Origin of the sequence: Dyella ginsengisoli LA-4 (genome assembly GCF_000334915.1) — a bacterium.
GTDB lineage: Bacteria > Pseudomonadota > Gammaproteobacteria > Xanthomonadales > Rhodanobacteraceae > Dyella_A > Dyella_A ginsengisoli_A.
In genome coordinates, this window is the sequence record NZ_AMSF01000010.1 from 87281 (window position 1) to 111607 (window position 24327).

27 protein-coding genes and 1 tRNA gene are annotated in these 24327 nt (G+C 67.4%); 10 read left to right on the forward strand and 18 right to left on the reverse strand.

The window, feature by feature from the left end; all coding sequences use genetic code 11:
- Positions 1 to 3 precede the first annotated feature (3 nt).
- The 6 genes from C693_RS0101835 to C693_RS0101860 form a co-directional block, all read right to left on the reverse strand.
- Positions 4 to 819, reverse strand: a complete 816-nt coding sequence (locus C693_RS0101835) for a dienelactone hydrolase family protein (protein ID WP_017460544.1) — start codon at positions 817 to 819, stop codon at positions 4 to 6.
- Positions 816 to 1568: an alpha/beta hydrolase gene (locus C693_RS22450; protein WP_017460545.1), complete on the reverse strand. Its 753-nt coding sequence runs from the start codon at positions 1566 to 1568 to the stop codon at positions 816 to 818. Before C693_RS22450 ends, C693_RS0101835 begins: the two co-directional genes overlap by 4 nt.
- Positions 1565 to 2878 (reverse strand): outer membrane beta-barrel protein, encoded by a 1314-nt coding sequence (locus C693_RS0101845; protein ID WP_017460546.1) that lies wholly within the window; start codon positions 2876 to 2878, stop codon positions 1565 to 1567. The genes C693_RS22450 and C693_RS0101845 overlap by 4 nt, the downstream gene beginning before the upstream one ends.
- Before the next feature lie 155 nt (positions 2879 to 3033).
- Positions 3034 to 3804: a polysaccharide biosynthesis protein gene (locus tag C693_RS0101850; protein WP_206740654.1), complete on the reverse strand. Its 771-nt coding sequence runs from the start codon at positions 3802 to 3804 to the stop codon at positions 3034 to 3036.
- A 2-nt stretch (positions 3805 to 3806) separates the two neighbouring features.
- The gene (locus tag C693_RS0101855; RefSeq protein WP_017460548.1) at positions 3807 to 5357 is read right to left on the reverse strand and encodes an XrtA system polysaccharide chain length determinant; all 1551 of its coding nucleotides are present in this window, start codon (positions 5355 to 5357) and stop codon (positions 3807 to 3809) included.
- A gap of 32 nt (positions 5358 to 5389) precedes the next feature.
- The gene (locus tag C693_RS0101860) at positions 5390 to 6010 is read right to left on the reverse strand and encodes an XrtA/PEP-CTERM system exopolysaccharide export protein (RefSeq protein ID WP_017460549.1); all 621 of its coding nucleotides are present in this window, start codon (positions 6008 to 6010) and stop codon (positions 5390 to 5392) included.
- Between the two features lie 135 nt (positions 6011 to 6145).
- On the opposite strand from C693_RS0101860, the gene dusA reads away from it, so the two are divergent.
- The 4 genes from dusA to C693_RS0101880 all read left to right on the forward strand — a co-directional run bounded on the left by dusA (position 6146) and on the right by C693_RS0101880 (position 9636).
- Positions 6146 to 7150 (forward strand): tRNA dihydrouridine(20/20a) synthase DusA, encoded by a 1005-nt coding sequence (gene dusA / locus C693_RS0101865; RefSeq protein ID WP_026107109.1) that lies wholly within the window; start codon positions 6146 to 6148, stop codon positions 7148 to 7150.
- Between the two features lie 89 nt (positions 7151 to 7239).
- Complete coding sequence (locus C693_RS0101870) at positions 7240 to 7563, forward strand: PepSY domain-containing protein (protein WP_017460551.1); 324 nt, start codon at positions 7240 to 7242, stop codon at positions 7561 to 7563.
- Positions 7563 to 8255 carry a response regulator transcription factor gene (locus C693_RS0101875; protein WP_017460552.1) on the forward strand — a complete coding sequence of 231 codons (693 nt, stop codon included), beginning with the start codon at positions 7563 to 7565 and terminating at the stop codon, positions 8253 to 8255. Before C693_RS0101870 ends, C693_RS0101875 begins: the two co-directional genes overlap by 1 nt.
- Positions 8256 to 8301: 46 nt before the next feature.
- A complete protein-coding gene (locus C693_RS0101880) occupies positions 8302 to 9636 on the forward strand; it encodes an ATP-binding protein (RefSeq protein ID WP_017460553.1) in 1335 nt (444 codons plus the stop codon).
- Between the two features lie 15 nt (positions 9637 to 9651).
- On the opposite strand, the gene C693_RS0101885 is transcribed toward C693_RS0101880, so the two are convergent.
- Positions 9652 to 9999, reverse strand: coding sequence for a hypothetical protein (locus tag C693_RS0101885; protein ID WP_017460554.1), 348 nt, complete (start codon positions 9997 to 9999; stop codon positions 9652 to 9654).
- A gap of 195 nt (positions 10000 to 10194) precedes the next feature.
- Here C693_RS0101885 and C693_RS0101890 point away from each other — a divergent pair, with 195 nt between their 5' ends.
- The 4 genes from C693_RS0101890 to C693_RS0101905 all read left to right on the forward strand — a co-directional run bounded on the left by C693_RS0101890 (position 10195) and on the right by C693_RS0101905 (position 12811).
- Positions 10195 to 11169 carry a biotin--[acetyl-CoA-carboxylase] ligase gene (locus C693_RS0101890; protein WP_017460555.1) on the forward strand — a complete coding sequence of 325 codons (975 nt, stop codon included), beginning with the start codon at positions 10195 to 10197 and terminating at the stop codon, positions 11167 to 11169.
- Complete coding sequence (locus tag C693_RS0101895; RefSeq protein WP_017460556.1) at positions 11166 to 11924, forward strand: type III pantothenate kinase; 759 nt, start codon at positions 11166 to 11168, stop codon at positions 11922 to 11924. The genes C693_RS0101890 and C693_RS0101895 overlap by 4 nt, the downstream gene beginning before the upstream one ends.
- A 31-nt stretch (positions 11925 to 11955) precedes the next feature.
- Positions 11956 to 12693 carry an SPOR domain-containing protein gene (locus C693_RS0101900; RefSeq protein WP_017460557.1) on the forward strand — a complete coding sequence of 246 codons (738 nt, stop codon included), beginning with the start codon at positions 11956 to 11958 and terminating at the stop codon, positions 12691 to 12693.
- Positions 12694 to 12735: 42 nt separating this feature from the next.
- Positions 12736 to 12811 (forward strand) — tRNA-Thr (locus C693_RS0101905).
- 140 nt (positions 12812 to 12951) lie between these two features.
- Here the strand turns inward: C693_RS0101905 and C693_RS23525 are convergent.
- From C693_RS23525 to C693_RS0101945, 8 genes are all read right to left on the reverse strand, one after another.
- Positions 12952 to 13113 (reverse strand): hypothetical protein, encoded by a 162-nt coding sequence (locus C693_RS23525; RefSeq protein WP_017460558.1) that lies wholly within the window; start codon positions 13111 to 13113, stop codon positions 12952 to 12954.
- Positions 13114 to 13211: 98 nt separating this feature from the next.
- Positions 13212 to 13601 carry a hypothetical protein gene (locus C693_RS0101915; RefSeq protein ID WP_017460559.1) on the reverse strand — a complete coding sequence of 130 codons (390 nt, stop codon included), beginning with the start codon at positions 13599 to 13601 and terminating at the stop codon, positions 13212 to 13214.
- A gap of 684 nt (positions 13602 to 14285) precedes the next feature.
- Positions 14286 to 14528: a hypothetical protein gene (locus tag C693_RS0101920; protein WP_017460560.1), complete on the reverse strand. Its 243-nt coding sequence runs from the start codon at positions 14526 to 14528 to the stop codon at positions 14286 to 14288.
- Positions 14529 to 14531: 3 nt separating this feature from the next.
- A complete protein-coding gene (locus C693_RS0101925) occupies positions 14532 to 17105 on the reverse strand; it encodes a hypothetical protein (RefSeq protein WP_017460561.1) in 2574 nt (857 codons plus the stop codon).
- A 2-nt stretch (positions 17106 to 17107) separates the two neighbouring features.
- Entirely contained in the window at positions 17108 to 18409 is a 1302-nt protein-coding gene (locus C693_RS0101930) for a hypothetical protein (RefSeq protein ID WP_017460562.1), read from the reverse strand.
- A gap of 170 nt (positions 18410 to 18579) precedes the next feature.
- The gene (locus C693_RS0101935; protein ID WP_085939825.1) at positions 18580 to 19113 is read right to left on the reverse strand and encodes a terminase small subunit; all 534 of its coding nucleotides are present in this window, start codon (positions 19111 to 19113) and stop codon (positions 18580 to 18582) included.
- Positions 19114 to 19734, reverse strand: a complete 621-nt coding sequence (locus C693_RS0101940) for a hypothetical protein (protein WP_017460564.1) — start codon at positions 19732 to 19734, stop codon at positions 19114 to 19116. It abuts the gene before it with no gap.
- Positions 19727 to 20371, reverse strand: coding sequence for a hypothetical protein (locus C693_RS0101945; RefSeq protein WP_026107111.1), 645 nt, complete (start codon positions 20369 to 20371; stop codon positions 19727 to 19729). The genes C693_RS0101940 and C693_RS0101945 overlap by 8 nt, the downstream gene beginning before the upstream one ends.
- Positions 20372 to 20756: 385 nt before the next feature.
- On the opposite strand from C693_RS0101945, the gene C693_RS23530 reads away from it, so the two are divergent.
- Complete coding sequence (locus C693_RS23530) at positions 20757 to 20930, forward strand: hypothetical protein (protein ID WP_017460565.1); 174 nt, start codon at positions 20757 to 20759, stop codon at positions 20928 to 20930.
- A complete protein-coding gene (locus tag C693_RS0101955; RefSeq protein ID WP_017460566.1) occupies positions 20927 to 21121 on the forward strand; it encodes a hypothetical protein in 195 nt (64 codons plus the stop codon). Before C693_RS23530 ends, C693_RS0101955 begins: the two co-directional genes overlap by 4 nt.
- A 235-nt stretch (positions 21122 to 21356) precedes the next feature.
- Here the strand turns inward: C693_RS0101955 and C693_RS22455 are convergent, their stop codons facing one another.
- From C693_RS22455 to C693_RS0101970, 3 genes are read right to left on the reverse strand one after another with little or no spacing between them, the layout of a single operon-like run.
- Entirely contained in the window at positions 21357 to 23333 is a 1977-nt protein-coding gene (locus C693_RS22455) for an AAA family ATPase (protein WP_026107112.1), read from the reverse strand.
- The gene (locus tag C693_RS0101965; RefSeq protein ID WP_017460567.1) at positions 23330 to 23836 is read right to left on the reverse strand and encodes a hypothetical protein; all 507 of its coding nucleotides are present in this window, start codon (positions 23834 to 23836) and stop codon (positions 23330 to 23332) included. Before C693_RS0101965 ends, C693_RS22455 begins: the two co-directional genes overlap by 4 nt.
- On the reverse strand, positions 23833 to 24072 hold the full coding sequence (locus tag C693_RS0101970) for a helix-turn-helix transcriptional regulator (protein ID WP_017460568.1): 240 nt from the start codon (positions 24070 to 24072) through the stop codon (positions 23833 to 23835). The genes C693_RS0101965 and C693_RS0101970 overlap by 4 nt, the downstream gene beginning before the upstream one ends.
- Between the last annotated feature and the right edge of the window lie 255 nt (positions 24073 to 24327).

Below are 24327 nucleotides of genomic sequence, written 5' to 3' on the forward strand. Positions count from 1 at the left end.
GGATCAGAACGACTGCTGCATCCAGTCGGCGATGGCTTCGCGCAACCGCGCACGGTCGCCCGCCAGGATGAAGGTGTGGTCGGCCTCCGGGAATGTCCGCACCTGCACGTTCGGATCCGCGGCAAGCGAGCCGAAACACTCGCCGAACTGCCGCGGGTGGTTGAAATAGCCCAGGGCGCCGCCGCTGTAGATGAAGCAGAGCTTGCGCTCCTGCCGCACCATGTCGGTCAGCTCCGAGACCACCTGCTGCCTGGGCGGCCATTCCACGGCGAAGCCCGGCAGGTCCACATCGTCGCGCCGGCCGATGCGCCGCAGCCGCCGCCAGGCCGCCCGGGCCACCCTGCCGGGGTGGAGCAGTCGTGGCAGGTAGTGGCGCAGGTAGAAGCCGCGCGTCCGGTAGGCAAAGCCATCCATGAAGACGGCCCCGGCCACACGCGGGTCGCTGTGCGCCACGTGGTGGGCGTTCTGCGCACCCGAGCACAGACCCATCAACACGAAGCGCGAGCAGCCGGCATGTTGCTGCAGCGCCGCCATGGCGTCCTGCACATCGGCCAGCACCTGGTCCTCGCGCGAGCCGGCGTCGGCGGTGCCACCGCTGTCGCCGATGGTGGAAAGATCGAACCGGAGCGCCGCATATCCCTGACCGGCAAGCATGCGCGCCAGCTCCACCGTCATCCGGAAGGGTCCGATGCGATGCACCAGCCCGGCGTTGAGCAGGATGACTCCCGGGCGGGGCGCGGCAGCGTCGCGGGAGTCCGGCGTGGAGAGCACCCCGATCAGGTGATCGTGTCGGCCGAAGCGGCAGGCCGCCTCCGTCATTGCAGCGTCTCCATATGGCGCTGCACGCGCGCGATCAGCTCGTGCGACTGGATGGCCACCTCGAGGCGGTCGAGGTCGTCCCAGCCGAGCGGCTCGTCCAGCGCCACGATGTTTCCGGCGCGAGGGAACGCGTCGGCCGAGTCGAGCAGCAACGCGTCGGGAGGAACGGACAGGTGCATGCCGGCCAGTTCGCCCCCGAGCTGCTCGCCATGCGGAAAGCCCAGCCACTGGCCGGCACCTTCCGCCGCAGTCCGCGGACGGACGAAGCGGCGGGTGTCTGCGAGCATCTCGGCATGCAACGCCTTGAGCTGCGCCCGATGCGCGGGGCCATCGAGGATCGGGTCGCACAGCATCAGCGCATCGAACGGCTGGCGGGCATGCGCCTGCAGCGCGATGCTGCCGCCGAGGCGGGCCCCGAAGGCGAGCAGCCGACGGCAGCGGGTGCGTTGGCGCAATTCCCCGATTGCGTTCAGGGCGTCCTCGACGCAGCGCGCGAGCGTGGTCTGGTCGGCATCGCCGCAGGAGTCGCCGCTGCCGTAGTAGTCGAAGCGCAGCACGGCCAGTCCCCGCCGCACGAACATGTGCGCGAGCTGGCGGTACAGGCGATGGCTGCGAATCAGGTCCTGCCCCAGCGGCGGGCAGAGCAGGACCCCTGTGCTGGGCGGGTAAGCCGGTTCGGCCATGATGCCGAACAGCGATCCTTGCGGCCCGAAGTAACCGGGTATCTCCTTGAGGAGCTCGCCACTCATCGCCGGAAGATCACCCCGACATAGATGCGGTTCTCGTGGAAGCTCTGGCCGGCGGCGTCGCTGTGCCGCTGCTGGTGCAGGAAGGAAACGCGCCACGACCAGTGCACCGTGCGCTGATCGGTGAGTGCGACCTCGTAGCTGAGTGTGCGGTCCAGGCGATTGAGGGTGTCGTAGCGCAGCCGCTCACCGTTGACATAGGCCGACAGCAGCAGCGTGGGACGGAACTTGTAGTCCAGGCCGACGTTGGCGCCCTTGCCGACCTGATCGTAGGTCGTGTCGTTCACATAGCTCAGCTTGCGATAGTAGGGAGCGAGCGAGAACGTCAGGCGGTCCGAGCGCCAGGCATAGGCGAGCTCGCCACGGCGCTCCAGATAGACCTGCGGCCCCACGACGGTCTGCCCGGTCACGATGCCGCCGCGCCCCTCGACCGGCGAGGTGAGGTCCGGCTCGAGCATGCTCTGCGCTGCATCGGTGTATTGCCGCGCCAGGTTCACGCTCAGCGAGTTGGTCTCGCTGGGGTGCCAGGTACCGGTGGCGCTCAGCATCGAGCCGGAATACGAGCGGGGCGAGCCCTGGTCGAACTGAAGGTGCGTCCAGCCGGCCGACACGTCCAGCTCGGTATGGGCGGAGCTGCCCTGGTAGCGGCCGAAGAACTGGTCGCGTCGGTAATCCGATCCCGGCAGCGCCGAGGTGTAGTGGACCTTCTGGGTCTCGGCGTTCAGCGATCCCACGTCGCTGTGGCTGAAGTCGTGGATCAGCCGGGCGGCGAACTGGCCGCGCTGCGAGTCGAACTGCTTGGTCTTCTGCGCCCGGCTGTCGATGTAGCGGGCATCCACCTGGCCGCGCCAGGTCGACGCGAGATCGAAGCGCAGGGTCGGCCCCAGGCTGAGCACGTTGGTCTGCTGGAGGTTGGTCGGCGAATTGCTGACCGTCGAGTCGACCGGCTGCACCGCGGCGTAATCCTCCACCACGAAATCCAGGCGCTGCGGCGAGATCGACCAGTTGGCCTGGCCGGAGAGCTGGGTCTGGGTCTGGTTGCTGAAACGCGAACCGAGGTAGTCCCGGTATTCGATGCTGCCGAGGACATGGGCCTGCAGGTCCTCGCCCTGCTGGTCGAAGCGGAAGGTGGCCCCCGGAATCAGCGTGCTCTGGCTGATCGGGTCGGTTGCGCTCAGCGTAATGTTGTCGCTGTGCTCGATGCCGGTGTACAGGGTGTAATCCAGTTGTCCGGCCCGAGCTCCGGCGCAGGCGAACAGGCTGGTGATCGTGGCGGCGAGGATGCGCCGTGAGCAGCGATGATGTGCGGACATAGTCTTACCCCTTCCGGGCCAGGATGCGGGGATGCGCGTGCTTCTCCCACCGGGCATGCCGATGGAAAACAGCTCACCTGCTCCCCTGTTTTGGGCCGCGCCGCCCTTGCGGACGTCGCGCGGGTATCACGCGAAAACCTTGGCCAGTCGTCCTCTCAGGGAGCCTGGTTGAAGATCACGCCCGCCAGCTTGGACCGGTCGAACCTGCTGGCGGCCTGCATGATCGCTGCGGGTGTGTCCTTGCCGTAGCCGGCCACGAGCACGACGAAGTCCGCCAGTTCGGCCAGGATGCGGGCATCCGGCGACCCCTTCACGGCAGGGCCGTCGAGGAAAATGTAGCGGTCGTTGTAGCGGCTCCGCAGCGAATCCACCATCGCCCGCATGCGGAACGAGGAAAAGTACTCGCCGACATTCTCGCGCGCAGTGCCGGCGGGAATCAGCCGCACGTGGCGCAGCACGGTCGGATAGATCACCGACTGGATTCCGCGCGAGGGATGGTCGAGGAAGTCGATCAGGCCGCCGTTGTCGGTATCCACGCCGAGCACGCGGTGCTGCTCGGGATAGCGCAGGTTGCAGTCGATCAGCAGGCTGGTCTTGGACTGGTCGAACGCAAAGGCCGCAGCCAGGTTGCGCGCCACGAAGCTTGCGCCGCAGCCGGGGCTCACGGCCACCACCAGGGTGATGAAGTTCTGGTCGTTGGCCAGTTCCAGGAGCCGGGTACGGATCTCGCGGAAGACGTCGGCCTGGCTGCGCGAGGACTGCTCGGCGTGGATCAGCCGCCGCTGCTCGAGCTGGGACGGCACCAGTGCGCGCGTCTCCTCCATGAGTGCGATCGACTGGCTGTCGCTCTTGCGAGGAAGCTGGTCGCCGGGTCCGGTGTTGGAGCCGACTGGCAGCTGGCCTTCCCCGGTATGGTCGTCGCGCATGTTCATGCTGCAGCCCTCAGGTTGATCCATACCGAAACGAGGTAGGCCAGCACGATGGCGAAGGCGACCGCTCCCAGCAGGACGAACTGCATCTGCTGGCGACGACGGTCCTGCGGCGCCTGGTAGTACGGAATGGTCGCCAGCATGGGCAGCCCGGTGAGCTGCTCGAGCTGTTCGGCCGAGCGGACGCGGGGATCGAACCGTACCAGCAGGAACAGCAGTCCGAGCGGTACGCCGATGGCCATCACGATGCCGACCAGGGCGAAATGGATGAAGCGCAGTCCGGATGGCGCCAGCGGCAGCGTGGCGGGGTCCTGCACGATGAAGTTCAGTCCCTGCTGGGTGGCGTCCAGGTTCATCGAGACGCGCGCGTTCTCGCGGCGCTTGAGCAGATCCTGGTAGACGTCGCGGTTGACGTCGTAATCGCGGGTCAGCTCGGCGACCACGTTCTCCGAGCCGGCCACGCGCTTGGCGCGCTCGAGCTCGTCGTTGAGCATCGCCTGGCTGGCGCTCAAGCGCGCGGCGGTGGCGGCGATGTCTCCGCGCAGCGCGGCGAGCTGGCTCTTCAGTTGCTGGTACAGCGGGTTGAACTGCGCGTTGCCGTCGATCGCCACCGGTGTGCCGGCGAGCTTGGCGGCCTGCCGCTTGGCGTCTTCGGCCTGGATCTGTCGTTTGATGTCGTCCATCTGGTGGCGGGTCCGCACCACGTCCGGATATTCGTTGGTGTAGTTGAGCAGCAGCTTGTCCAATTTCGCCTGCAGGTCGGCCAGTTGGGCGCGGTAGACGCCGTCGGTGGTCTGCACGGCGGTCACTTCGGATTCGCCCGAGAGCTGGGACATCAGCGACGCTTCCTGCGAGCGCTTCTGCATCAGGTCGAGCTTGGCCGTCTCCACCTGGGTGCGCAGCTCGCTGATGCGCGAATTGATGTTGGCGTCGCTGCCGGGTCGCGCGTCGACGTTGTTCTCGCGATAGCGCTTGAGGTTCTCCTCGGCGGCCGTCAGTTTCTGCCGGTAGGCCTCGACCTGGCTGTCGATGAACTTGTACGCGTCCCGGCTCTCACGCTGTTTGGACGCAAGGCTCTCGCTGATGAACAGCTTGCTGAAGTCGCGGGTGACCTCGAACGCGCGCTTCGGATCGGAATCGTGATAGCTGATGGTGATCAGGTTGCCGTGGCTCAGATTGACCACGGTGCGGGCCTTGATGCCGTCGATGATGCGGTCGATCTCGGCCGGGGAGGGCTTGTCCTGGAGCAGGCCGGCGTCGGCGAGCACCTGGTTCATCACCGGGCGACTGAAGATCACGTCACGTGCGATGTTGGCGCGGTTCTTGGTGCCCGTCGGCGAGGCGGCGCCCTCCATCAGCGGCGTGATGATGCTGCTCTCCTGCGCGAGGATCGTGGTGCTCGCGTCGTAGCGCTTCGGCCATGCCAGACCCAGTGCGAGCGCGCCGAGCGCGATCACTACGAAGATCAGGATCATCGTGCCCAGCCGGCGCCTTGCTTCGGTCAACAGCACCGGTAGCAAGGACTGCAGGCTCGGTTGTTCGTCCTTCATGAGTACCGCTCCCCCTGTCGGGCTTTCCTGGTTCAGAACGACCGCTGCGGCACGGTGATGACATCGCCCGGCTGGACCGGATAGTTGGTGCCCAGCTTGCCGTCCTGAAGGATTTGACCCAGTTGCACCGCGTAGGACGAGGTGGTGGACTTGGTCTTGCGATAGAGCTCGGTCCGGTCCGGTGCCGCGAACTCGGTGATGCCGCCTGCGGCCAACACCGCATCGAGCACCGTCATGCCCTGGTGGTAGGGAATCGAGACCGGATTGCGCACCGCGCCGGTCACACGTACCCGCAGCAGATACTCGTGGCTGCGCAGCTCGGTGACGATGACCGCCACCTGCGGGTCGCGGATGAAACTCTTCAGGCGCTCCTTGATGTCGGCCGACACCTGGTCCGGCGTCTTGCCGCCCGCCACCACGTCTCCGATCAGCGGCACCGTGATGCGGCCGTCCGGGCGGACCGGCACCTTCACGCTGAGGTCGGGATTGTTCCAGACCGAGACTTCGAGCAGGTCGTCGACGCCGATGTGATACTGCGTCATCGCCTGCGCGTCGGGATTGAACACGGGTGCGTCGGTCGAACCCTGGGTGGTCGCACACGCAGCGAGCACGAGGGTGAAGAGCACTGCGAGTAGAGCCTGATAGATCTTCATAAATGTGAACCAGTTCCATTGACTCGTTGTTAACCGGATATTAGCAGCCAATTGTTTCCGGGAGCCATGCCGGGCTGTCGGGAGCGCAGATCGGTCCCCGGCCCCAAGCGACCGGTTTTCGGCGACCATATGCCGATGCCAATCGCGATTTCGCCCTCTGCCGCCCCCTGGCGCGTCTGTGTTGCCCCGATGATGGACTGGACCGACCGGCATTGCCGGTATTTCCACCGTCTGCTGTCGCCCCACGCCCGGCTCTACACGGAAATGGTCACCAGCGCGGCGCTGGTGCGCGGCGGGCAGCTCCGGCTGCTCGAGCACAGCCAGCAGGAACACCCCGTGGCGCTGCAGCTGGGCGGAAGCGAGCCGGAAGAGCTGGCGCAGGCCGCGGTGTTCGGCGCCCAGGCCGGCTACGACGAGATCAACCTCAACGTCGGCTGCCCCTCGGATCGCGTCCAGTCCGGTCGGTTTGGCGCCTGCCTGATGCTGGACCCGGGGCTGGTGGGGCAGTGCGTCCGGGCCATGCGGGATGCCGTGCAGGCCGCAGGCTCAAGCGTTCCGGTCACCGTCAAATGCCGCATCGGGGTGGACGATCAGGATGCTTATGCCGACCTGCAGCGCTTCACCGAGGCGATGGTCGAGGCCGGCGTGCAGGTCCTTGTCGTGCATGCCCGCAAGGCCTGGCTGCAGGGGCTGAGCCCGAAGGAGAACCGCGAGATCCCGCCGCTGGATTACGACCGGGTGTACCGCCTCAGGCACGAGTTCGCCGGCCTCACCGTGGTGATCAACGGCGGCATCACCACGGTGCCCCAGGTGCGCCAGCACCTGCAGTCCGTCGATGGCGTGATGCTGGGACGGGCGGCCTATCACGATCCTTTCCTGCTGGCGGAACTGGAGGCCGCTCTGTACGGCGAACCGCTGCCGACCCGCGAGGGGGTACTGAACCACCTGCGGCCCTATGTGGAGGCCGAGCTGGCTCGCGGAACGGCGCTCAAGCACATCACCCGGCACCTGCTGGGCCTCTATCAGGGCCAGCCGGGCGCGCGGGCTTTCCGCCGGGTACTGAGCGAGGGGGCCCATCGACCGGGGGCGGGCTGGAGTCTGCTGGAACAGGCCATGGATCCGGTACGCGCCGCGGCATGACAGGGGGTGTCGTTCGGGCCACTATTCAGGCCGCGGCCCTTAACCTCGGGCGCTCCTCGGATTCCCCGTCGAGGCCGGATCACGAACGTATGACACCCAAGACGCTTATCCTGACGCGCCTGCTGGTCGTGCCGCTGTTGCTGGCGGCCGCCGGTCCCTGCCTGGCCAAGCAGGACACGAATCTCACATTGGACCAGGCGGTGGAGCAGGTGCAGCACGATACGGGGGGCAAGGTGCTGTCGGCCGATCGCCGGGAGTTCGGGCGCAGGACCGAGTACCGCATCAAGGTACTCACGCCCGGCGGTTACGTCCGCACCGTCACGGTGCCCTCCGAATCGGACCGGCGCCCGGCGCCGGCCCAGTCAACCAAGAATCCGGCCGGAAACGGTCGGGGCAACAAGGAGAAACACTGATGCGCATCCTTTTGGTGGAGGACGAGGCTCCGCTGCGTGAGACGCTTGCCGCGCGCCTGAAGCGCGACGGGTTCGCCGTGGACACCGCCCAGGATGGCGAAGAGGGCATGTATCTGGGTCGTGAGGTGCCGTTCGACCTGGCCATCATCGATCTCGGCCTGCCCAAGATGTCCGGCATGGACCTGATCAAGTCGCTGCGCGAGGCCGGCCAGCGCTATCCGATCCTCATCCTCACCGCCCGCGGCGGCTGGCAGGACAAGGTGGAAGGGCTCAAGCACGGTGCCGACGACTACCTGGTCAAGCCGTTCCACGTCGAGGAGCTGCTCGCACGCATCAACGCCCTCGTGCGCCGCGCCAGCGGCTGGTCCAAGCCGGTGCTCGCCTGCGGCCCGATCAAGCTCGACACCACCGCGCAGACGGTTTCGGTCGAGGGCAAGGTGGTCGACCTCACCAGCTACGAGTACAAGGTGCTCGAATATCTGATGCTGCACGCCGGCGAACTGGTCTCCAAGGCCGACCTGACCGAGCACATCTACCAGCAGGATTTCGACCGCGATTCCAACGTGCTCGAGGTGTTCATCGGCCGCCTGCGCCGCAAGCTCGACCCCGAGAGCACCATCAAGCCCATCGAGACCGTGCGTGGACGCGGATACCGCTTTGCCATCCCCCGCAGCGACGGCGACGAGGACTGAGCCGGCGTCCACGCGTCGCCCGCTGTCGCTGGCGGCGCGTGCGGCGATGGCGACCGGTCTGGCGCTGGCCGGGTTTCTCGGCATCATCGGCGTCACCCTGTCGCAGGCCAAGTACCAGACCGCGTTGAGCGGGCTGCGCGACCGGCTGGAAAACGACGTGCTGGCCTATCTGGCGCTGATCGACGTGGGCCGCAACGGGCGGCTGCTGATGCCGTATTCCTCGCCGGATCCGAGCTTCTCCCGGCCCGGTTCCGGGCTGTATGCGGTGGCCACCGGCGAGAACGGCTTCCACTGGGAATCGTCTTCGGCGATCGGCCGGGACTTCGGCTTCCTGTCACCGCTGAAGCCGGGCGAGACGCGCTTCGTCGGACCGATCGATACCCGCATGGGCCGGCTGTACTACTACAGCTACGGCGTGGTGTTCGAGTCGCAGGACGACCGGAAGGTGCCGCTGACTTTCACCGTCGCCCAGACCGAGGACCAGTTCAAGGGCGAGAACGCGACCTACCGCCGCTCGCTGATCGTCTATCTCTCGACCCTCGGGGTGATGCTCATCGTGCTGCAGATGCTGCTGCTGCGCTGGAGCCTCACGCCGCTGCGCAAGGTGGCGGCGGACATGAGCCGGGTCGAGCGCGGCAAGAGCGATTCGCTCGATAGCCAGTACCCGCTCGAGCTGACCGGACTCACCGAGCGCATCAACGGTTTCATCGAGAGCGAGCGCGAACAGCGCACGCGTTACCGCAACACCCTGGCCGACCTGGCCCACAGCCTGAAGACGCCGCTGGCGGTGATCCGCTCCCGGCTGGAGTCCTCCAGCGAGGCGCCCCAGTTGGCCCACGACGTGCTGGACCAGGTTCGCCGCATGGACGAGCTGGTCGCCTACCAGCTGGCGCGCGCGGCCACCACCGGGCGCCAGCCGTTCGCCACGGCGATCCCGCTCGGCGGGCATGCCGAAGACCTGGTGCAGAGCCTGGAAAAGGTCTACGCGGCGAAGAACGTCCTGTGCGAGTTCGAGATCGAGGAGGGCGTCGCCTTCTACGGCGAACAGGGCGACCTGCTCGAGCTGATGGGCAACCTGCTGGAGAACGCCTTCAAGTGGTCGCGCCATCGCGTGCTGCTGATGGCGAGTGCACGCACCCAGCCGGGCAAGCAGCGACCGGGGCTGATGCTCAGCGTCGAGGATGACGGCCCTGGCATCGAGCCGGACCAGATCGAGCGGATCCTGCAGCGTGGTGTGCGCGGCGACGAGCGGGTCCAGGGCCATGGCATCGGCCTGTCCATCGTGCAGGACATCGTCAGGGCCTATCGGGGCGAGCTGGTCGTGGACCGTTCGCCGGAACTGGGCGGTGCGCGATTCAGCGTGGAACTGCCGCCGGGCTGACCGGCGAAGCCGCGATTACTGGATCGAGCCGGGCAGCAGCGACTGCCAGCCCGGGCTGGCGTGGTGCGGTGCAGCCTGGCGCGCGCTGCCGCTGACGGGCAGGTTGCCGGACGGATCGCTGTCCGCGTCGCTCGAGCTGCTGGCCGGAGCGCTGGCGCTGGTGTGCTGGGGCAGGCTGGTGACGTCGCCGCCGCCGGATGCGGATGCGCCGTTGACCAGGGTCCGCGAAGACGTGCTGTCGGAGCTGGACTGCTGTCCGCCGCCATCGAGACCGCCGAGATCCGACGACGCCGCAGACGCGAGCGCAGGCAGCGACAAGGCCGCCGCGAGGGCACTTCCGACGATCCAGCGCGGTGCGTTCATGACGACTCAACCCCTTGATTCGCATGATCCAGATCGCCGAGGGTGACAGAAAGCCCGACCTGCCGCCAGTGTCGCGCCCGGGGCGGCGGGGCGCGCCGCATGGGGCTGCCCGAAACCTCGGGATAGAATCGGCCGCCATGCATGCCATCCCGACTCCCCTCGGCGCGTTCGCGCCGATCACGCTCCCGTCCTCCGATGCAAGCGCCTGAACTGCTCGCCGCGCTGGCCGGCGGCCACCCCGTGTCCGGTGCACGGCTCGCCGAGGCCGCCGGGGTGACCCGCGCCGCGATCTGGAAACAGGTCGAGGCCTTGCGCGCCCGTGGCGTTCCGGTCGAATCCCACGGCAGCGCCGGCTACTGCCTGCCGTGGCCGGTGGAACTGCTCGACGCCGACCGCATCGCGGCGATGCTGCCGCCGTCCGTGCGCCACCGGCTCGGCGCGCTGGAGGTGTTCTGGGAGCTGGATTCGACGTCCAGCGAGCTGCAGCGCCGCGGTGCGGCGACACCCGACCTCAGCATCGTGCTGGCGGAAACCCAGACGGCGGGTCGCGGCCGGCGCGGGCGCACCTGGCTGTCGCCGCCGGGGCTCAATCTGTATCTGTCGTGCCTGAAGCGTTTCGAGTCCGGAATGGCCGGGCTGGGCGGTCTCTCGCTGGCGGTGGGGGTGATCGTGATGCGTGCGCTCGATGCGCTCGGGGTGCGCGGCGCCGGGCTGAAATGGCCGAACGACGTGCTGGCCGGTGCCGGCAAGCTGGCCGGCATCCTGGTCGAGGTCAGCGGCGAGTACCAGGGCCCCTGCGCGGCTGTGATCGGCATTGGCCTGAATCTGCGGCTGACCTCCGCGCTGCGCGACCAGGCCGGTCAGCCGGTGGCTGACCTGGCCGGGCTGTGCAGCGGCGAGCCGCCCTCGCGCATCCGCACGGCAGCGGCCCTGATCGAGGCCCTGGCCGCAGGCCTGGAGGCCTTCGAGCGGGATGGCTTCGCCGCCTTCGTCGACGACTATGCCCGCCACGATCTGCTGCGCGACCAGCCGTTGGCGCTCAGTGGGGCACAGGGCGATCTGCGCGGTACCGGTGCAGGCATCGATGCGCGCGGCGCGCTGTGCCTGCGACTGGACGATGGCCGCATGCAGCGGATCGACAGCGCCGAAGTCACGGTGCGCCGCGCATGAGGCTGCTGCTCGATCTGGGCAATACCCGGCTCAAGTGGTGGGCGCTGGACGCGGGCCGGCGGCTCGGCGAGGGCGCGGTCGCCTGGACCGGGTCGGTCGCCGAGCATCTGGCTGCCGAATGGGCTGGCCTGCCGGAGCCGGAAGCAGTGTTCGGGGCGTCCGTGGTCGACAGCGAACGCGAGCAGCTGGTCGACGCGCAGGTTCGTCGGCGCGGTGGAGCGGCGACCGTCTGGGTGCGCAGTCCGGCCGAAGCCTGCGGCGTGCGCAGTGCCTACGCCGACCCCTCGCGCCTGGGCGTGGACCGTTTCCTGGCCATGGTCGCGGCGCATGCCGATGGTCGCTCGCCCTGCGTGCTGGTCGGTGTCGGCACCGCGCTCACCCTGGATGCCCTGGGCGGCGATGGCCGCCACCTCGGCGGGCTGATCGCGCCGGGGCCACAGCTGATGCAGCACTCCCTGCTCGGCGCCACCGTGCAGGTGCGGCCCGAGCGCCCGGGTGAAGTCGCCGTGCTGGCCGACAACACCGCCGATGCGGTCGCTTCCGGTTGCTGGGGCGCCTGCGCGGCACTGGTCGAGCGTTTCGTGGCGCAGGTCGAGCCGATGCTCGGGAGCGGCTCGACGCTGCTTTTCGGCGGCGGCGACGCGCCTCTGCTCCGCGAACTTGTCGCCCGACCCGGTGAGCTGGTCGTCGATGGCGTGTTGCGTGGCCTGGCAGTGTGGAGCGGTACCGCGCTGCCACCCGCCGCGGACGACTAGAATCCACCGCAGTACCGGAAGAGAGCTCTGGATGTTCCTGCGTCTCCTGTTCGTTCTGCTGATCGCACTCAATATCGCCGTGGGCGCCTGGCTGGTGCTCGGGCAGGACGATGTGACCGTGCCTAGCGCCGCTGACCCGGGCGTGCCCGTGCTGCACCTGCTGACCGAGCGGCCAGACCTGTCTGCCGCCGGCCCCGCGCAGGGTGCCAGCGCTCCCGCCGATCCTTCCGCAGCGGATGCCGTCGCGATCGCTGCCTCTTCGCCGGCGCCCGGCCGATCGACGCCCCTGCCGGTCGGCGGCTCCACCGCGGCAAGCTACCAGTGCCTGGCGCTGGGGCCGTTCCCCAGCCTGCAGTCCCTGCGCAGCGCGCGCGAACGACTGGCGCCGGAGTTGGCGCGCAGCCAGTCGCGCCAGGAGCAGTCGCAGCAGTCGCGTGGCTGGTGGGTCTACCTGCCGGCGCAGGCCAGCCGCGCCCAGGCGCTCGCCGTGGCGCAGCGGCTGGCCGATGCGCACTTCAGCGACTACTTCGTGGTCAGCTCCGGCGACCAGCCCAACACGATCTCGCTCGGCCTGTTCAAGGACCCGGCCAATGCGCGCAAGCGCCGCGAAGACCTGGTGGCGGCCGGCTTCCCTGCGCAGATGACCGAGCGGGTCGAGACCGTGCCCGAGTACTGGCTCGACGTCGTCGTGCCGGATGCCAATTCGGCGACCTGGCGCCAGCGCGTGCGCGAACTGGCCATCGGTTCGCACAGTACGGGTTGCTTCTGAGCCGGTGCGCCGCGGACGTCGCCTGCTAGAATGAACGCTCATGCCGGTATAGCTCAGTTGGTAGAGCAACTGATTTGTAATCAGTAGGTCGCGGGTTCGATTCCTGCTGCCGGCACCAGTGAAATCAAGGGCTTGCCGTCGTGCAAGCCTTTTTCTTTTCCGGTGAGGCAACACCTAGGCAACGGCCGACACGGCTCGCAACCAAAAAAAAAGCCCGCCGATGTGGCGGGCTTTTCAAGCTAAAGGGGACGGACTCGTTTACGCAGCGAGATCTTGCTCGCCGCGGGTGCTCAGGCACTCAGAAAGAATCGCGTCGATCTTGTCGAACTCGGCCATCACCTGAGACGCCATCTTCATGAACCGATGATGGCTCAGGCTGGCCGTGCTGTTTTCACGGATGGGCGACAGTTCAGATTTCATGGCTTGCTCCCTGGGGGTAGACCCTTCACAAGTAACGGCTGAAGTGAGCTCCTCTTGAGCTCGAACCGCAGTCCGGTAACACACACACACACACTTCTTTAGATGCTGCCGCTGAGGATAAGGTTCAACTCGGCGATACAGCGGTCGTACTCTTCCTTGTCCTGCTTTACCACGGCAATAAACGTACATTGCAGCGTGCCAATTGCACGTGAACAGTTCAGCAGCGCGTTCGCCGCGCTATGTGTCAGCCCTTCCGCAGTTGCCATCAGCTTCAGCAACGCGTCTGCGTGACCAATGGCGGACAAAAGCTCCTCGATAGAGGGGTGCGTCTTCGCCCTGAACTGAACAATATCCAGCTGCTCGTCGGTTTCCAAAACGTGGTTCACGTAACCGATAGCCCGCTGCCAAAGATCCAAGCACACATCCTCCTTAGCCCGATGGTCATCGGTGGAGGCAAAGGGAACGTCAAAAACGATTGCTTGGCTCATGTAAAAGCGCTATCCGTGCGGGCAGGCCCAACATTGTAGCTTTTTTGTGAAGGGCTGCAACGACTAGCACTTTTACTTGCTTTCCAGCCACGGAACCAAGGTATCAAAGCCGACACTACCATCCCCTCTGCAGAGGGGATGGTAGTGTCGGTGAAGTGAAATGTACAACTCATTGATAAACAAGACTTTCTCTGACGCTTTGTAATCCCTGGATACGTCGGAGCCCGCCTACGGGGATCAGAGGAATCCCCCGGTACCGGTTGGGGTGACCTGGCGGCAAGATTGCCTAGCCCCGCACGTCAGGCCCAAACCGACCAAGCTGCCAGGCGTAAGCCAGCCGGCACGGAACGTCCAGGCGGAACCGATGCGCGGGGCTCTCCCCTTGGGTTAGCTCACCGCCCCCTTTGAGCACCAGCGGCGCCCGTGTGGCGCCGTTTTTCTGCGTGTGGGGGAGGAGTAGGCTCACGAGGTCGGGGGAGTTCGGTGCGATGGACAGCCAACAGAAGAAAGACGAATGGGCCACCGCGGCAGGGCTCGCGGCATACGTCGGCGTCTGCGCGCTGGCGTGGGGCGCTTGGAAATTAACCGAGCGCTGGGGCTGGGGTGTTCCCTACGAACTGTTGGCCGTTCCCGCCGTATTGGGCGGTTTGGTGGTCCATCCAGTAGCCATGTGGTTTGACGACTTCAGAGCCGCAAAACGTCGAGACACCACCGATAGCTAAACGGCCGCACCGTGGTGGTGTCCTGCAGCCACTCCTGTGCGTCCAGTTCGCGCGCCATGGGCTTGGCCTCGGGATGGCGGGCGCGGCGCTTCTCCATCGCCTCGACATCCTTGTAAGCCTGCAGCACCACCGCTGCGACGATGCGCCGGGCGGTCGATGGCTCCAGCCCGATGGGCTCTAGCCCCTTGGCTGACAGCAGCGTCATCGTTCAGCGCGCCGGCTGGCCAACAGCCGCCCCGAGGTCTGGTGCACGGTCGGGGGTCATTTCGCCCGGCTGCCACCAGCTGCTTTGCCCGCGCCGCATCATCCGCTGGCGGGTGCGTTCGTTGTAACCCGGGGACAGCTTCTCCATCTGCTGCTGGTAGATCATGTGGTTGAACGCGGCTTTCGCGTACCACAGGCGCGAGAACGGGGCCGCGTAGTTGCGGGCGAACTTGAGCAGGCGCGCCCCGTACTGGCCGGGCTTGGTGCTGCTCTCGCCGCTGGCCTCGTGCTCGGTGTCGCCGTAAAGGTGGATCAGGTCATCCAGGAACGTGGCGCCCGGGCCGGCCAGCTTCACCAGGCCGTTATTGCGGTGCTCGGTGCTGTCGCCGAACAGGAAGTCACCGTACATGCCGAACCCGCCCGAGGCGATGGCCACCTTCGCGGCGCCTTTCCTGGTGAGCAGGTTGTCGGGGTCTTGGCCCAGTGCGATCGACTTCAGCGTCAGCGCGAGCGCGCCCAGACTCGCCTGCATTGCCACCAGGCGGGCGCGGTAGCTCCAGGCGCTGCGCCAGTCGTTCAGACCGCCCGGCACATCGATCATGTGTGTGCGGAACATGCCCAGCGGCGTCTGCTTCAGGAACAGCAGCCACCGCGCAACCTGGCCCATGATCGTGCCGCCGTTCTCCGGCGTGATGTGCAACGTGAGGTTGTCGCGCACCGAGTTGCCGGAGCCGCCGCGCGCGCCGATGTGCGATTCCGCAAGCGTCACCGCCAGCAGGTGCTGCGCGGCCTCCGTGCGTAGCCGGCGGATGTCCTGCGCGATCTGCTCGGGCGTCGCCTTCGCACCCATGCGCGCCTCGGCGATCGGGCGAAGCTTGTCGTCCGGGATGCTGTAGATCGCGTCCGGCGTCAGCATGGTGTGGTCGCCACTGGGACCGCGGTCCAGTTCGGCCTGCTGCCAGGTGGCGAAGTGGTCAGCGGTGACGCCGCGGCCCGTCAAATAGGCCTGGTCCTTCGGATCCAGGGCGGCGAAGTCCGCGCGGCGGGTGTGCTCGCCCAGCAGGTCCATCAGGCTGGCCGAGATCGCGTGGATCTGCCCGCGGTCCCACATGCGCAGCAGCGACAGCACATGCACGCCGTGATTCAAGAAGCGGGTGAACTGGTTTGATAGCTCGCCGGCGCCGAATCGGTGGGTGCCGTCCTGCAGGGTCTGCGCGGTGATGCCCAGCCGGCGGATGTAGGCGAGATTCTCGGCGGACGGCTTCATGCCCTCGGCCATGTTGCCGACGATCGCGCGCCGGGTAAGTCCGAGCTCGCGGCCGTAGGCGATCGCCATGCCGACGTCAGGGATGGCGGCCAGCGTCGAGCCGCCCAGCAAGGTCGAGCCGACGATGCCGCGCACCGTGTTGGACACCTGCGCCCACAGGGGCAGGGCGCCAGGGCTGCCCGGGTTTCGCAGCGCCTGATACTCGGCCAGCGTCCGGCGCTTGAGGTTGTCCAGCTGCTTGATCTGCCCTTCGGTCAGGCCGCTGGACACATCGGCCGCAAATGCGCGGTTGACCAGTTGCGGCACGAACCGGTCTGCATCGCGACCGAACGCCCGCGCGGTCGCGATATCGCGGGCCATGCCGTGAAAATGGTGGTCCAGCAGCGACAGCACATTGCTCGCGCTGCCGAATTCCTCGGCCATGCGAATTTCCGCTTCCGCATCCTTGAACTTCAGTTGTCGCGGCGTGTTTCGCGATGCGCCCACGCTGCTGCCGTAGCCGGCGCCCATGCCCTCGCCGCGCTTGTTGGCGCCGTTCGTGCCCAGCGTCTCGGCGGCCTCGGTGACGAACCGGCGCAGCTGGTCGGGCGTCATCGGCGAGCCGTCGCGGTTGATGTAGTCGCCCGGGTTGATTTCCTCGAGGGCGCGCTTGATGAAATGGGCGCGATCGGCGCCGATCTTTTCCCACGCCCACGCGCGGGGCATGTAATCGTCCAGGTGGTGGATCGGGATGCCGACGTCATTGGCGGCCACGCGGGCGCGCTCCACGACGTCGCGCACCTGCTTGCCCAAGGCGTTGATGTCCGGGTTGCCGGAGTCCTTGCCGAAGATGGCCAGCAGGATGGCGCGCTGCTCGGCCGGGTTCTGGATCAGGCCGAAGAATCGACCCTTGAGCGCGCCGCCGTCGAGCTCGCGCGTAAAGTCCTGGTAGACGCCGCGGATTTTCTGCTCGAGCGGGATATCGCCGCCGCGGAAGTTGCCGGCCAGGGTGAGGCGCTGGCGCAGCGCGGCCAGCTGGCCCTGCAGACCCGGCTTGAACGAATCCACCTTCTTCAGCTCCCGCGCGCGTGTCTGCATTTCCTGCACCGCCCGCGAGCGCGCGGCCGTCACGTCGTCCAGATGGCGCGAGCGCGCGAGCTTGGCTGCCGCGGTGTATCGCTCGTCGCGGCCCATCGCGCGCCACGCGGCCGGATCCTGCCGGGCCAGCGTCTGCATCGACGACAGCATGCGTTCCTCGATGCCGTCGATTTCCGCCTGGGAAAGCTGGCGGCCGGCCGCCGCGGAAAGTGCCTGGATGCATTGGGCGAGCATGGTCAAACTCCGTGATGGATGGCGCAGGCGGCCGCGACTTCGTAGAGGGGCGCGAACTTCGACGCCTCGGCTTGCTGCTGCTGCAGCTCGTCGGCCAGCTGCGCGAAGGTGACTTCGCGGCCGTCGTCGGTGGTGGTGCGTTCGTCGCCGAAGTTGGCCACCAAGTGGGCCAACTGGTGGGTGTAGACGTCGCCCGCGTCGGCGCCCGCAGCTGCCGGCGTGAACGGTTCGGGCGGCAGTTCCACGCGCGGCACGTTGGCGGCTGCCTCGGCGTAGCCGGGCACGTCTTCCAGCGCGGCTTCGTGGATGGCTGGCGCGAAATCCTGCGCCGGATCCGGGATAGAGTGGTCGACGATTTCCTGCGCGTGCTCGGGCGGCACGTCGGGGAGCTCGCCATTGGCCAGGCTGTGGATTGCGTCGGCCATGGTGGACGCGTGCAGCGTCGCAGTCACCGGGTCCGTCGGAATGCCGGGCGCGCTGCGGTTGAAATGGTCCTCGGCGCTGACGGCCAGGGCCGCGTCGACGTCGGCCGGGTTGGTCGTGCGCGAGCTGTCCGGGTGGGTGAAGTGCCCCATCGCACCGAACGCTCCGCCGAGGATGGCGTCGGCAGCCATCGCCTCGCCGTCGAAAATCCGGTACTGCTTGGCCTGCTCGGGAAAGCCGTCGGCCTCCAGCGCTGCGGCCGTCAGCCCGCGCTGTGTGGCGCCCAGCGCCAGGTTGGTCGCGCTGCCGCCTAGGATGCTGGTCAGCGCCGTCTTGCCGAACTTCATCGGCACCAGCGCGCCGGCTGCCGAGAACAGGCCAGTCAGCGCAGCTTGGTCTGCCGACGCGCCGGGGCTCAGGCCCTGCTTCAGGCCCTCCTTGTACGACGCATGCGCCTCGGTCGTGCCCAGCAGCGCGGCCGCGCCCCAGGGGCCGGCGATGGTCGCGCCTGCCGCGCCGATGGTGATGCCCTCGGCGGTTTGGTTCGCGATCCGGCCCACGCTGCCCGTGATGCGCGGGTCTTGGCCGGTGGCGCCCCAGTCGGCCACTATCTTGGTTGCCGCTTCCAGCTTGGCGCGACGCTCGGGCGTAAACGCGTCCATCGCCAAGCCGCCGAACGGCACCGAGTGCAGCAGATAGTTGCCGGCATCCGTCTGCCAGGCGTCGAGTGACAGGTCGCTGAGCTTGGCCAGGCCGCCGGCGATGCCCTTGGGAATGGCGGCGGCCACGCCATCGAGTGCGCTCGCCGCCGGAATGTCCGTCGTGCCGGGCATGTTGGCGATGCGGTAATCGTCGTCGTATCCGGGATTGAGAAAGCCCATTGTTTTTGCCTATTAAAAAAAATTTGCGGTGTTCGTTCGCTACATGGCCCCGGGTGGAACATGCGCGCCACGGTTTGGGGGTGCCCCCACCCGGCGCTCCCCCTTCAGGCGAAAAAGGGGACCCGCAGCCAGGTCGGCCAGCGCGGCGCGGTCAGGATTTTTCGGGAAGGTCACGGCTTCTCCTTCCAGCGATCGGACGGCGGAAATTCCCGCGCAGTTGATTCGTTATCAATTGAGCCGGTGCCTGCAGAGTGAGGCAGGGCAACGAATTCGCCTTCGATGTCGGCAGTTGGGTCGCAGATGGGTCGCAGCGTGGCGCGTGCTCGCGCAGCGGCCAGGGCCTCGGCGACGTCGGCGCGTTCGACGGTAATGTCGAGCTTGTCCCGCAGCAGGCCGGCGAGCTTGGCGCGTAGCTCGATCGCCTTCACATAGGCGTTCGGCTGCTTGGTCTCGATGGCGAAAGCGATAGCCTGGTCTAGCTCGGCCATGCATCGCTGCCCGTTGTAGTCGGTCGCCTCGCAAAGCTTCTCCGCCGCCTTGTCCAGCTCGGCGCGGACTAGCTTGTTGTCGTGCAGGAGGGCGTGCGCAATGTGCTTCGCAGAGTGCTCGCTGTAGCCGGCTTGGATCGCTGCCTGCGTGCCTGACATGCCGGACTGATACGCGGCGACGAACGCGCGTTGTTTCGGTGTGAGCTGCCGCGGCACTTACTGGCCCCGACGCGCCGCGCGGCTGGCTCGGGCTCGCGCCCGGTTCGCCAGGTAGTGAATCAGCGCGGGATCGTTGCCCATGCCCGACTGCTCCAGCCAGTCGCGCACGGCCGGGTTGCGGGCCGCGGCGGCGGCGACTTCCTGCTGTGCAAGTCGGATCGTCTCGGCGCCGTGCTCGGGATCCGTCCGGGTGAGCTGTTCCCGCACGCGCTCGGCGGCGGCCGCGTTCGCTTCCGGTGTCGGCGGATTCACCACCGCGCGATTCCACTGCGCCGACAGGTAGCGCCCGAACTCCGGTGGCACCTGCTCGGCGGCCAGCAGGGCGCGCGCGGCGAGCTCCTGCGTGTGGCTGTGCTCAACGCCCGGCGGCGCACGGTCGAAGCTGTAGCGGCCGGGGTGGGCCGACTCGTCGAAAAAGGCACCGTCCAAGAGGTCGGCATCGCGGTCGGCCGGGGTGACTTCGCGCTGCGGGGCGTCGTTGCTGGGCTGGGTCGGCGCGGTGGTGTCGCCGGCGGCCTCGGTCTGCACCACGTCCGGGCGCAGGTTGAACGCACCGGGGGCGATCATCGGCCGCGCGCTGGCGGTCACGCTGTCCGGCTGCTGGACTTCCTCAGTCATGGGACGCCCCCAGGTCGGCCGCTTTCCAGCGCTTCAACAGGTCGGGCGTCGTGGCCAGCTTGTCGGCCAGGGGCTGGATCTCGTGCCGCGGCTGCAGGGCGCTTCCGAACGGCAGCCCCTGGCGCACCATTTCGACGCGTACCAGCTGCTCCACCACGTGGCCGCGAAGCAGTGCCGCGTCCATGTCCGGCACGTCGGGCAGGGCGCGCAACATGGTGTTGCTTTGCTCCACGAGCTCGGCGTAATCCTTGGCCAGGGCCTCGGCGTGGCGCTGGATCGACTCAGCCAGCGCGGCGCGCCTCACTGCCGCTCGGTGGGCCTCGTCGTATGCCTTCGCCCGGGCGTCGCGCTGCTGCGCCGCCTGCGCGTTGCCGTGGCGGGCGCGGACGGCTTCCAGGGCGTCGCGGGCGTTGCGTTCGTTCGTCTCCGCGGCGGACAGCTTGGCGCGGGCATCGGCCAGCTTCGGGAGGTTGGCGGCATCTTCCGCCACGACATTGGCCAGGGTGTCGGCGTACTCGGCCCGGGCGCGGTCCAGCGCCGCCACCGCGTCGTTGTGCTGCTGCGCCACGCGGTCGACGGCGGCCGCGGCCTTGTCGACGGGAGAGGTGGCGGCGGTTTTCTGGAACAGGGAGGGCATCCGATGGGCTCCGAATCAGGGCGAAATGGTCGACAGTGTTGCCCGGTGTTGCATATTGGTGCGTCCTGTTCTGTGGGCAGAAGTCGGTAAGTACTTGTATTATAAGGCATTGAGCGTCCATGCGCCACGGATTTCGCTGGGCGTGGACTACCCTCTGCAAGAGAGTAGGTCATGTGATTGCGGGTCGCGATCGGCGCCCGGCCAGGCTCGCGCGCGCACGCGCGAGGGCGTCGGTTGAAGCTGGCATGTGCGGGGTGTTGATAGACCGCCAACAAGTCACCCGCGTTGACTGAAAATCATCACAAATCAGGCACTTGCAATGTCAACGGGCTCGGGTCCACTGTCCCTGCCGCCGGATCGGCCGGCACCACTGGAGGGCACACCCATGCAACTCGTTACCCAACTCGCGAACGGCTCGGTGATCGACTTCGAATTCGACACGGTGGACCAGTGGGAGAGGGCCGTGGAGGCGGCCAAGCGGCTGCCCATCCCCAAGACCACGCGGGAGATCTTCGACTACTGGTGCACCGTCGAATCCGCGTCCCGGGGCATCGCGTGAGCCAGGCGCCCAACATCACGCCAGGGGAACTGTCGGCGCGCTGGGCCGGCGCGGTGTCGGTCAAGACGCTGGCCAACTGGCGGAACAAGCGGATAGGTCCACCGTTCCGGAAGTTCGGTCGCCAGGTGCTGTATCCGGTCGATCTGCTCGAGCAGTGGGAGCGCGAACGAACAGTGGCGACCAGGGGCTAGACCTACCTGCGGAAGTGAGCCGCCCCCCTAAGGGTGGCGGCACTTCCTTTCCGCACCTGGCGGATAGGGAAAAACACTTCCGCAGCGCACTTCCGCACTTCCGCAACACCGTTCAAGCCCTTGTGCTGCAACGCTTCCCGCGTTCTGGCCGATGCGTGGCGCATTTCCGCGCCACTTCCGCAGGTCGAAAAAATCGCACTTCCGCGGAAGTGACCGCACTTCCGCACTTTTCGGGTCATGAAGCACCGGTGAGGCGGTACGCGGTCACCCCCTTTTTTGTCACCGTTGCGACCAGCTTTTCCCCCACCAGCCAGTCGCGGGCGTCGGTGAAATTCTTGCGCCGCCCGTCCTTCGCCTTGCGCGCCGCCTTGGGGTCATCCTCGTCCGGCAGCGGGGTCGCTTCGAAATAGGCGTTCTGCCATTCCGTGACGCTGCACGTCGCCACGTCGCCCACCTCGGCGAACGTGTTCGCGAGCAAGGAGGAAAGGGCGCCGTAAACGTTCCTTCGCAGAGGCGTCCATTTGCGCGACGAGGTGCCGGGGGAGAGTTCGGCCTTCTGAAGGTCGACGACGACGCAGGACGAATCACGCTCGAGCGGGTCCGCGTCCGGGTCGTGCGCGTGGGTCGGGCCGAGGTCGATCGTCGCCAGGCGGAAGGAGAAGCGCGCGCCGTCCTCGCCGTCCTTGACCTTCGTTGCTCGCAGGTAGCGTGTCGAGTTGTCGACACCAGCACGCGAGATCTCCAGCTCGGCGTCCGCTGCGCCGAGCAGGGAAGAATGCCCGCGGGCGCCTGCGCTGCTGTCCTTGCCGGAGTGATGCACGAACACGCACAGACAGTTGAGGCTCGACGCAATCAGTCCCGCGCACCGGATCGCCTTGCCCATGTCCTCGCTGGCGTTCTCGTTGCCGCCGGGCATCGCCCGGTTCAACGTGTCCACCACCACCAGCGATACGGGGTCGCCGGTCTTGATGTCCGCCACCAAGTCCTTGGCATCCTGGGCGCGCTCGGCGAGCAGATCGACGCCCTGCCGCTCGATGATATCCAGGCCCGAAAGGTGGGACGCCTGCAGCTCGTGGTGCTGCAAATACGCCTCCACGCGAGCCCTCATCGCGCCCTCAAGGCCGACGTACACGACACGCCCGCGGCGGACACGCTGGCCCGCCCACGCGATGCCCCGGGCGATGGCGGCGGCCAGGTCGAGCATCAGGAAGCTTTTGCCGCTGCCTGGGGCTCCGTACACGACACCCAAGCCACGCGCCGGCAGAAGACCACGCACCAGCCACGCCGGGCGCGGCTGGCTCAGAAGATCCGAAACGGTGGCGACCTTGTAGCGGGATTTCCGCGGCTCGACTTCCACCGCTTCGAACTGAGCTTCGGGCGCATCCGCGCCTTGGGGGTTCTGTCCGTTCAGGTATGCGCTGGCGATGGTCTGCTGCAACTCGTCGGCGTCGAGCATCGGCTCGCACGGCCAGTGCTCGAGCATCAGCGCAAGGCACTCGTCGGGATCGCACCCGAGATCCTTCACCCGCGCCGCTGCAGCGAACGCGGCGTGATTGCGGCCGCCCTCAGTGACGGTATCCAAGGCGGTCAGATACTCCACGGCTCGGACGCGTGCGCGCTCGGGATCGATGCCGGGCAACGCCGCCCGGGTGCCACGCTCCCCAGGCTTCGCCCATGGATGCGGCAACAACGCCTCCAGCCAGGCCGGGCAGTCCGCGGGCCGTTGGGCTTCGGCCACGGTGTATGTGCCGCCCTCGACCTCTGAACCTGGCCCCACGACATAGCCGCCCACGCCGCGGACGTCGATCCCCGGCGCCAGCACGCCGGCGTTGCTGCCGGTCGCGCGCGAGGCGTGGAAATAGAGGTGCAGGCCGCCGGATGGGGTGCGGATCGTGAAGGTGTCCGGCAGGCCGCCGTGCGGTGCGGCTAGCGCACGCAGCGCTGCAGGGCCATCCTTGCCACCCTTCGTGTCCAGGTCGAGCACCACCATGTGCCGGGTGAGGCTGCCCACGATGCGCTCGCCGGCATAGACGCCGATGTTGTGGCTGTCATCGGCGAACCACTCGCGCACGGTGTCCGCGTTGTTGGTCGCGACGTCGGGCCACCGTTTGGCCGCTGGCTGCTTGCTGCGGGGCCGGCAGCGGAAGACCCGAAAGCCTTCGGCGGCGAGCTCGTTCGCGAAGCTGGCGCGGGTACTCGTCGCGGCGCTCAAGCGGACACCTCCGCCGGCTCGGCGTAGACCGCCGCCAGGATGAAGTCATCCCGGCCGATGGGCTGGCAACGGCGTACGTCGGTACTCGGGGCGTCGAGCATGAGCTCGGTGCTGTGCAGCGTCGCCAGCGATTCCTTGCTGATGCGACCGCCCTTGCTCACCTGGGCCACCAGCTTGTGCATGTCGCCCCACGCGGCGCGCAGCTCGTCGGCGGTGTAGCCGATCAGCTCGCTGCCGGGCCCGCCTTGCACTGCGACCAGGAATCGCAGCAGCGCGCCGTCCGTCTGCATGTCCACCTGGAAGTGGCGTTGACCAGGCAGCGGGGCGTCCAGGTTCTTGGGGGCGTCGTGGTCGTGACGCGACAGCACCGAGATTTCCACGCCGTCGTCGTCGTCGCCGCCGTTGATGTGCAGGTTGATCAGGTTGACCAGCTCGGTCAGTACGTCGGTGTCGCGGATGTCCACCCACACGCGCACGGGGATGCGGTAGATGATCGGCTTCATTCGGCACCACCTTCTGCGGTGCGAGCGGCTGCGAGACGGGCCAGGTACTGATCCAGTTCGCTGGCAAGCCAGCCGATCGTGCCCTTGCCGAGGCGAACACGCCGCGGGAACAGCCCGGCCTTTTCGAGCCGGCGGAGGTGAACATCGGTGAAGCGGACGCCCCAGTGCGGCTTCAGCTCGGAGCGGCTGACGATGCGATCGTGCGGGATGGAGTCTTGCGAGGGGGTGTTGTTCATTTGGCACCTTTAGGAACGGGTGCCGGTCTTGTCGCGCGGGGATGGATCGCCCAGACAGACCGGCCAATGGTTGGCGGTTTGCCTGGGCGTCGACGCTTGGACTTATCGGGCGGTGCCTCTGCAGCTCTGACGCTTTAGTCAGACCCGGGTCCTTTCATCGCCGCCTACAGGGGTGGAACGCTTCAAGCTGCAGGGACGAAACAGACCGTACTGACGGGAACATGGATGCACAAGCACAATCTGCGCTCGCGTGGT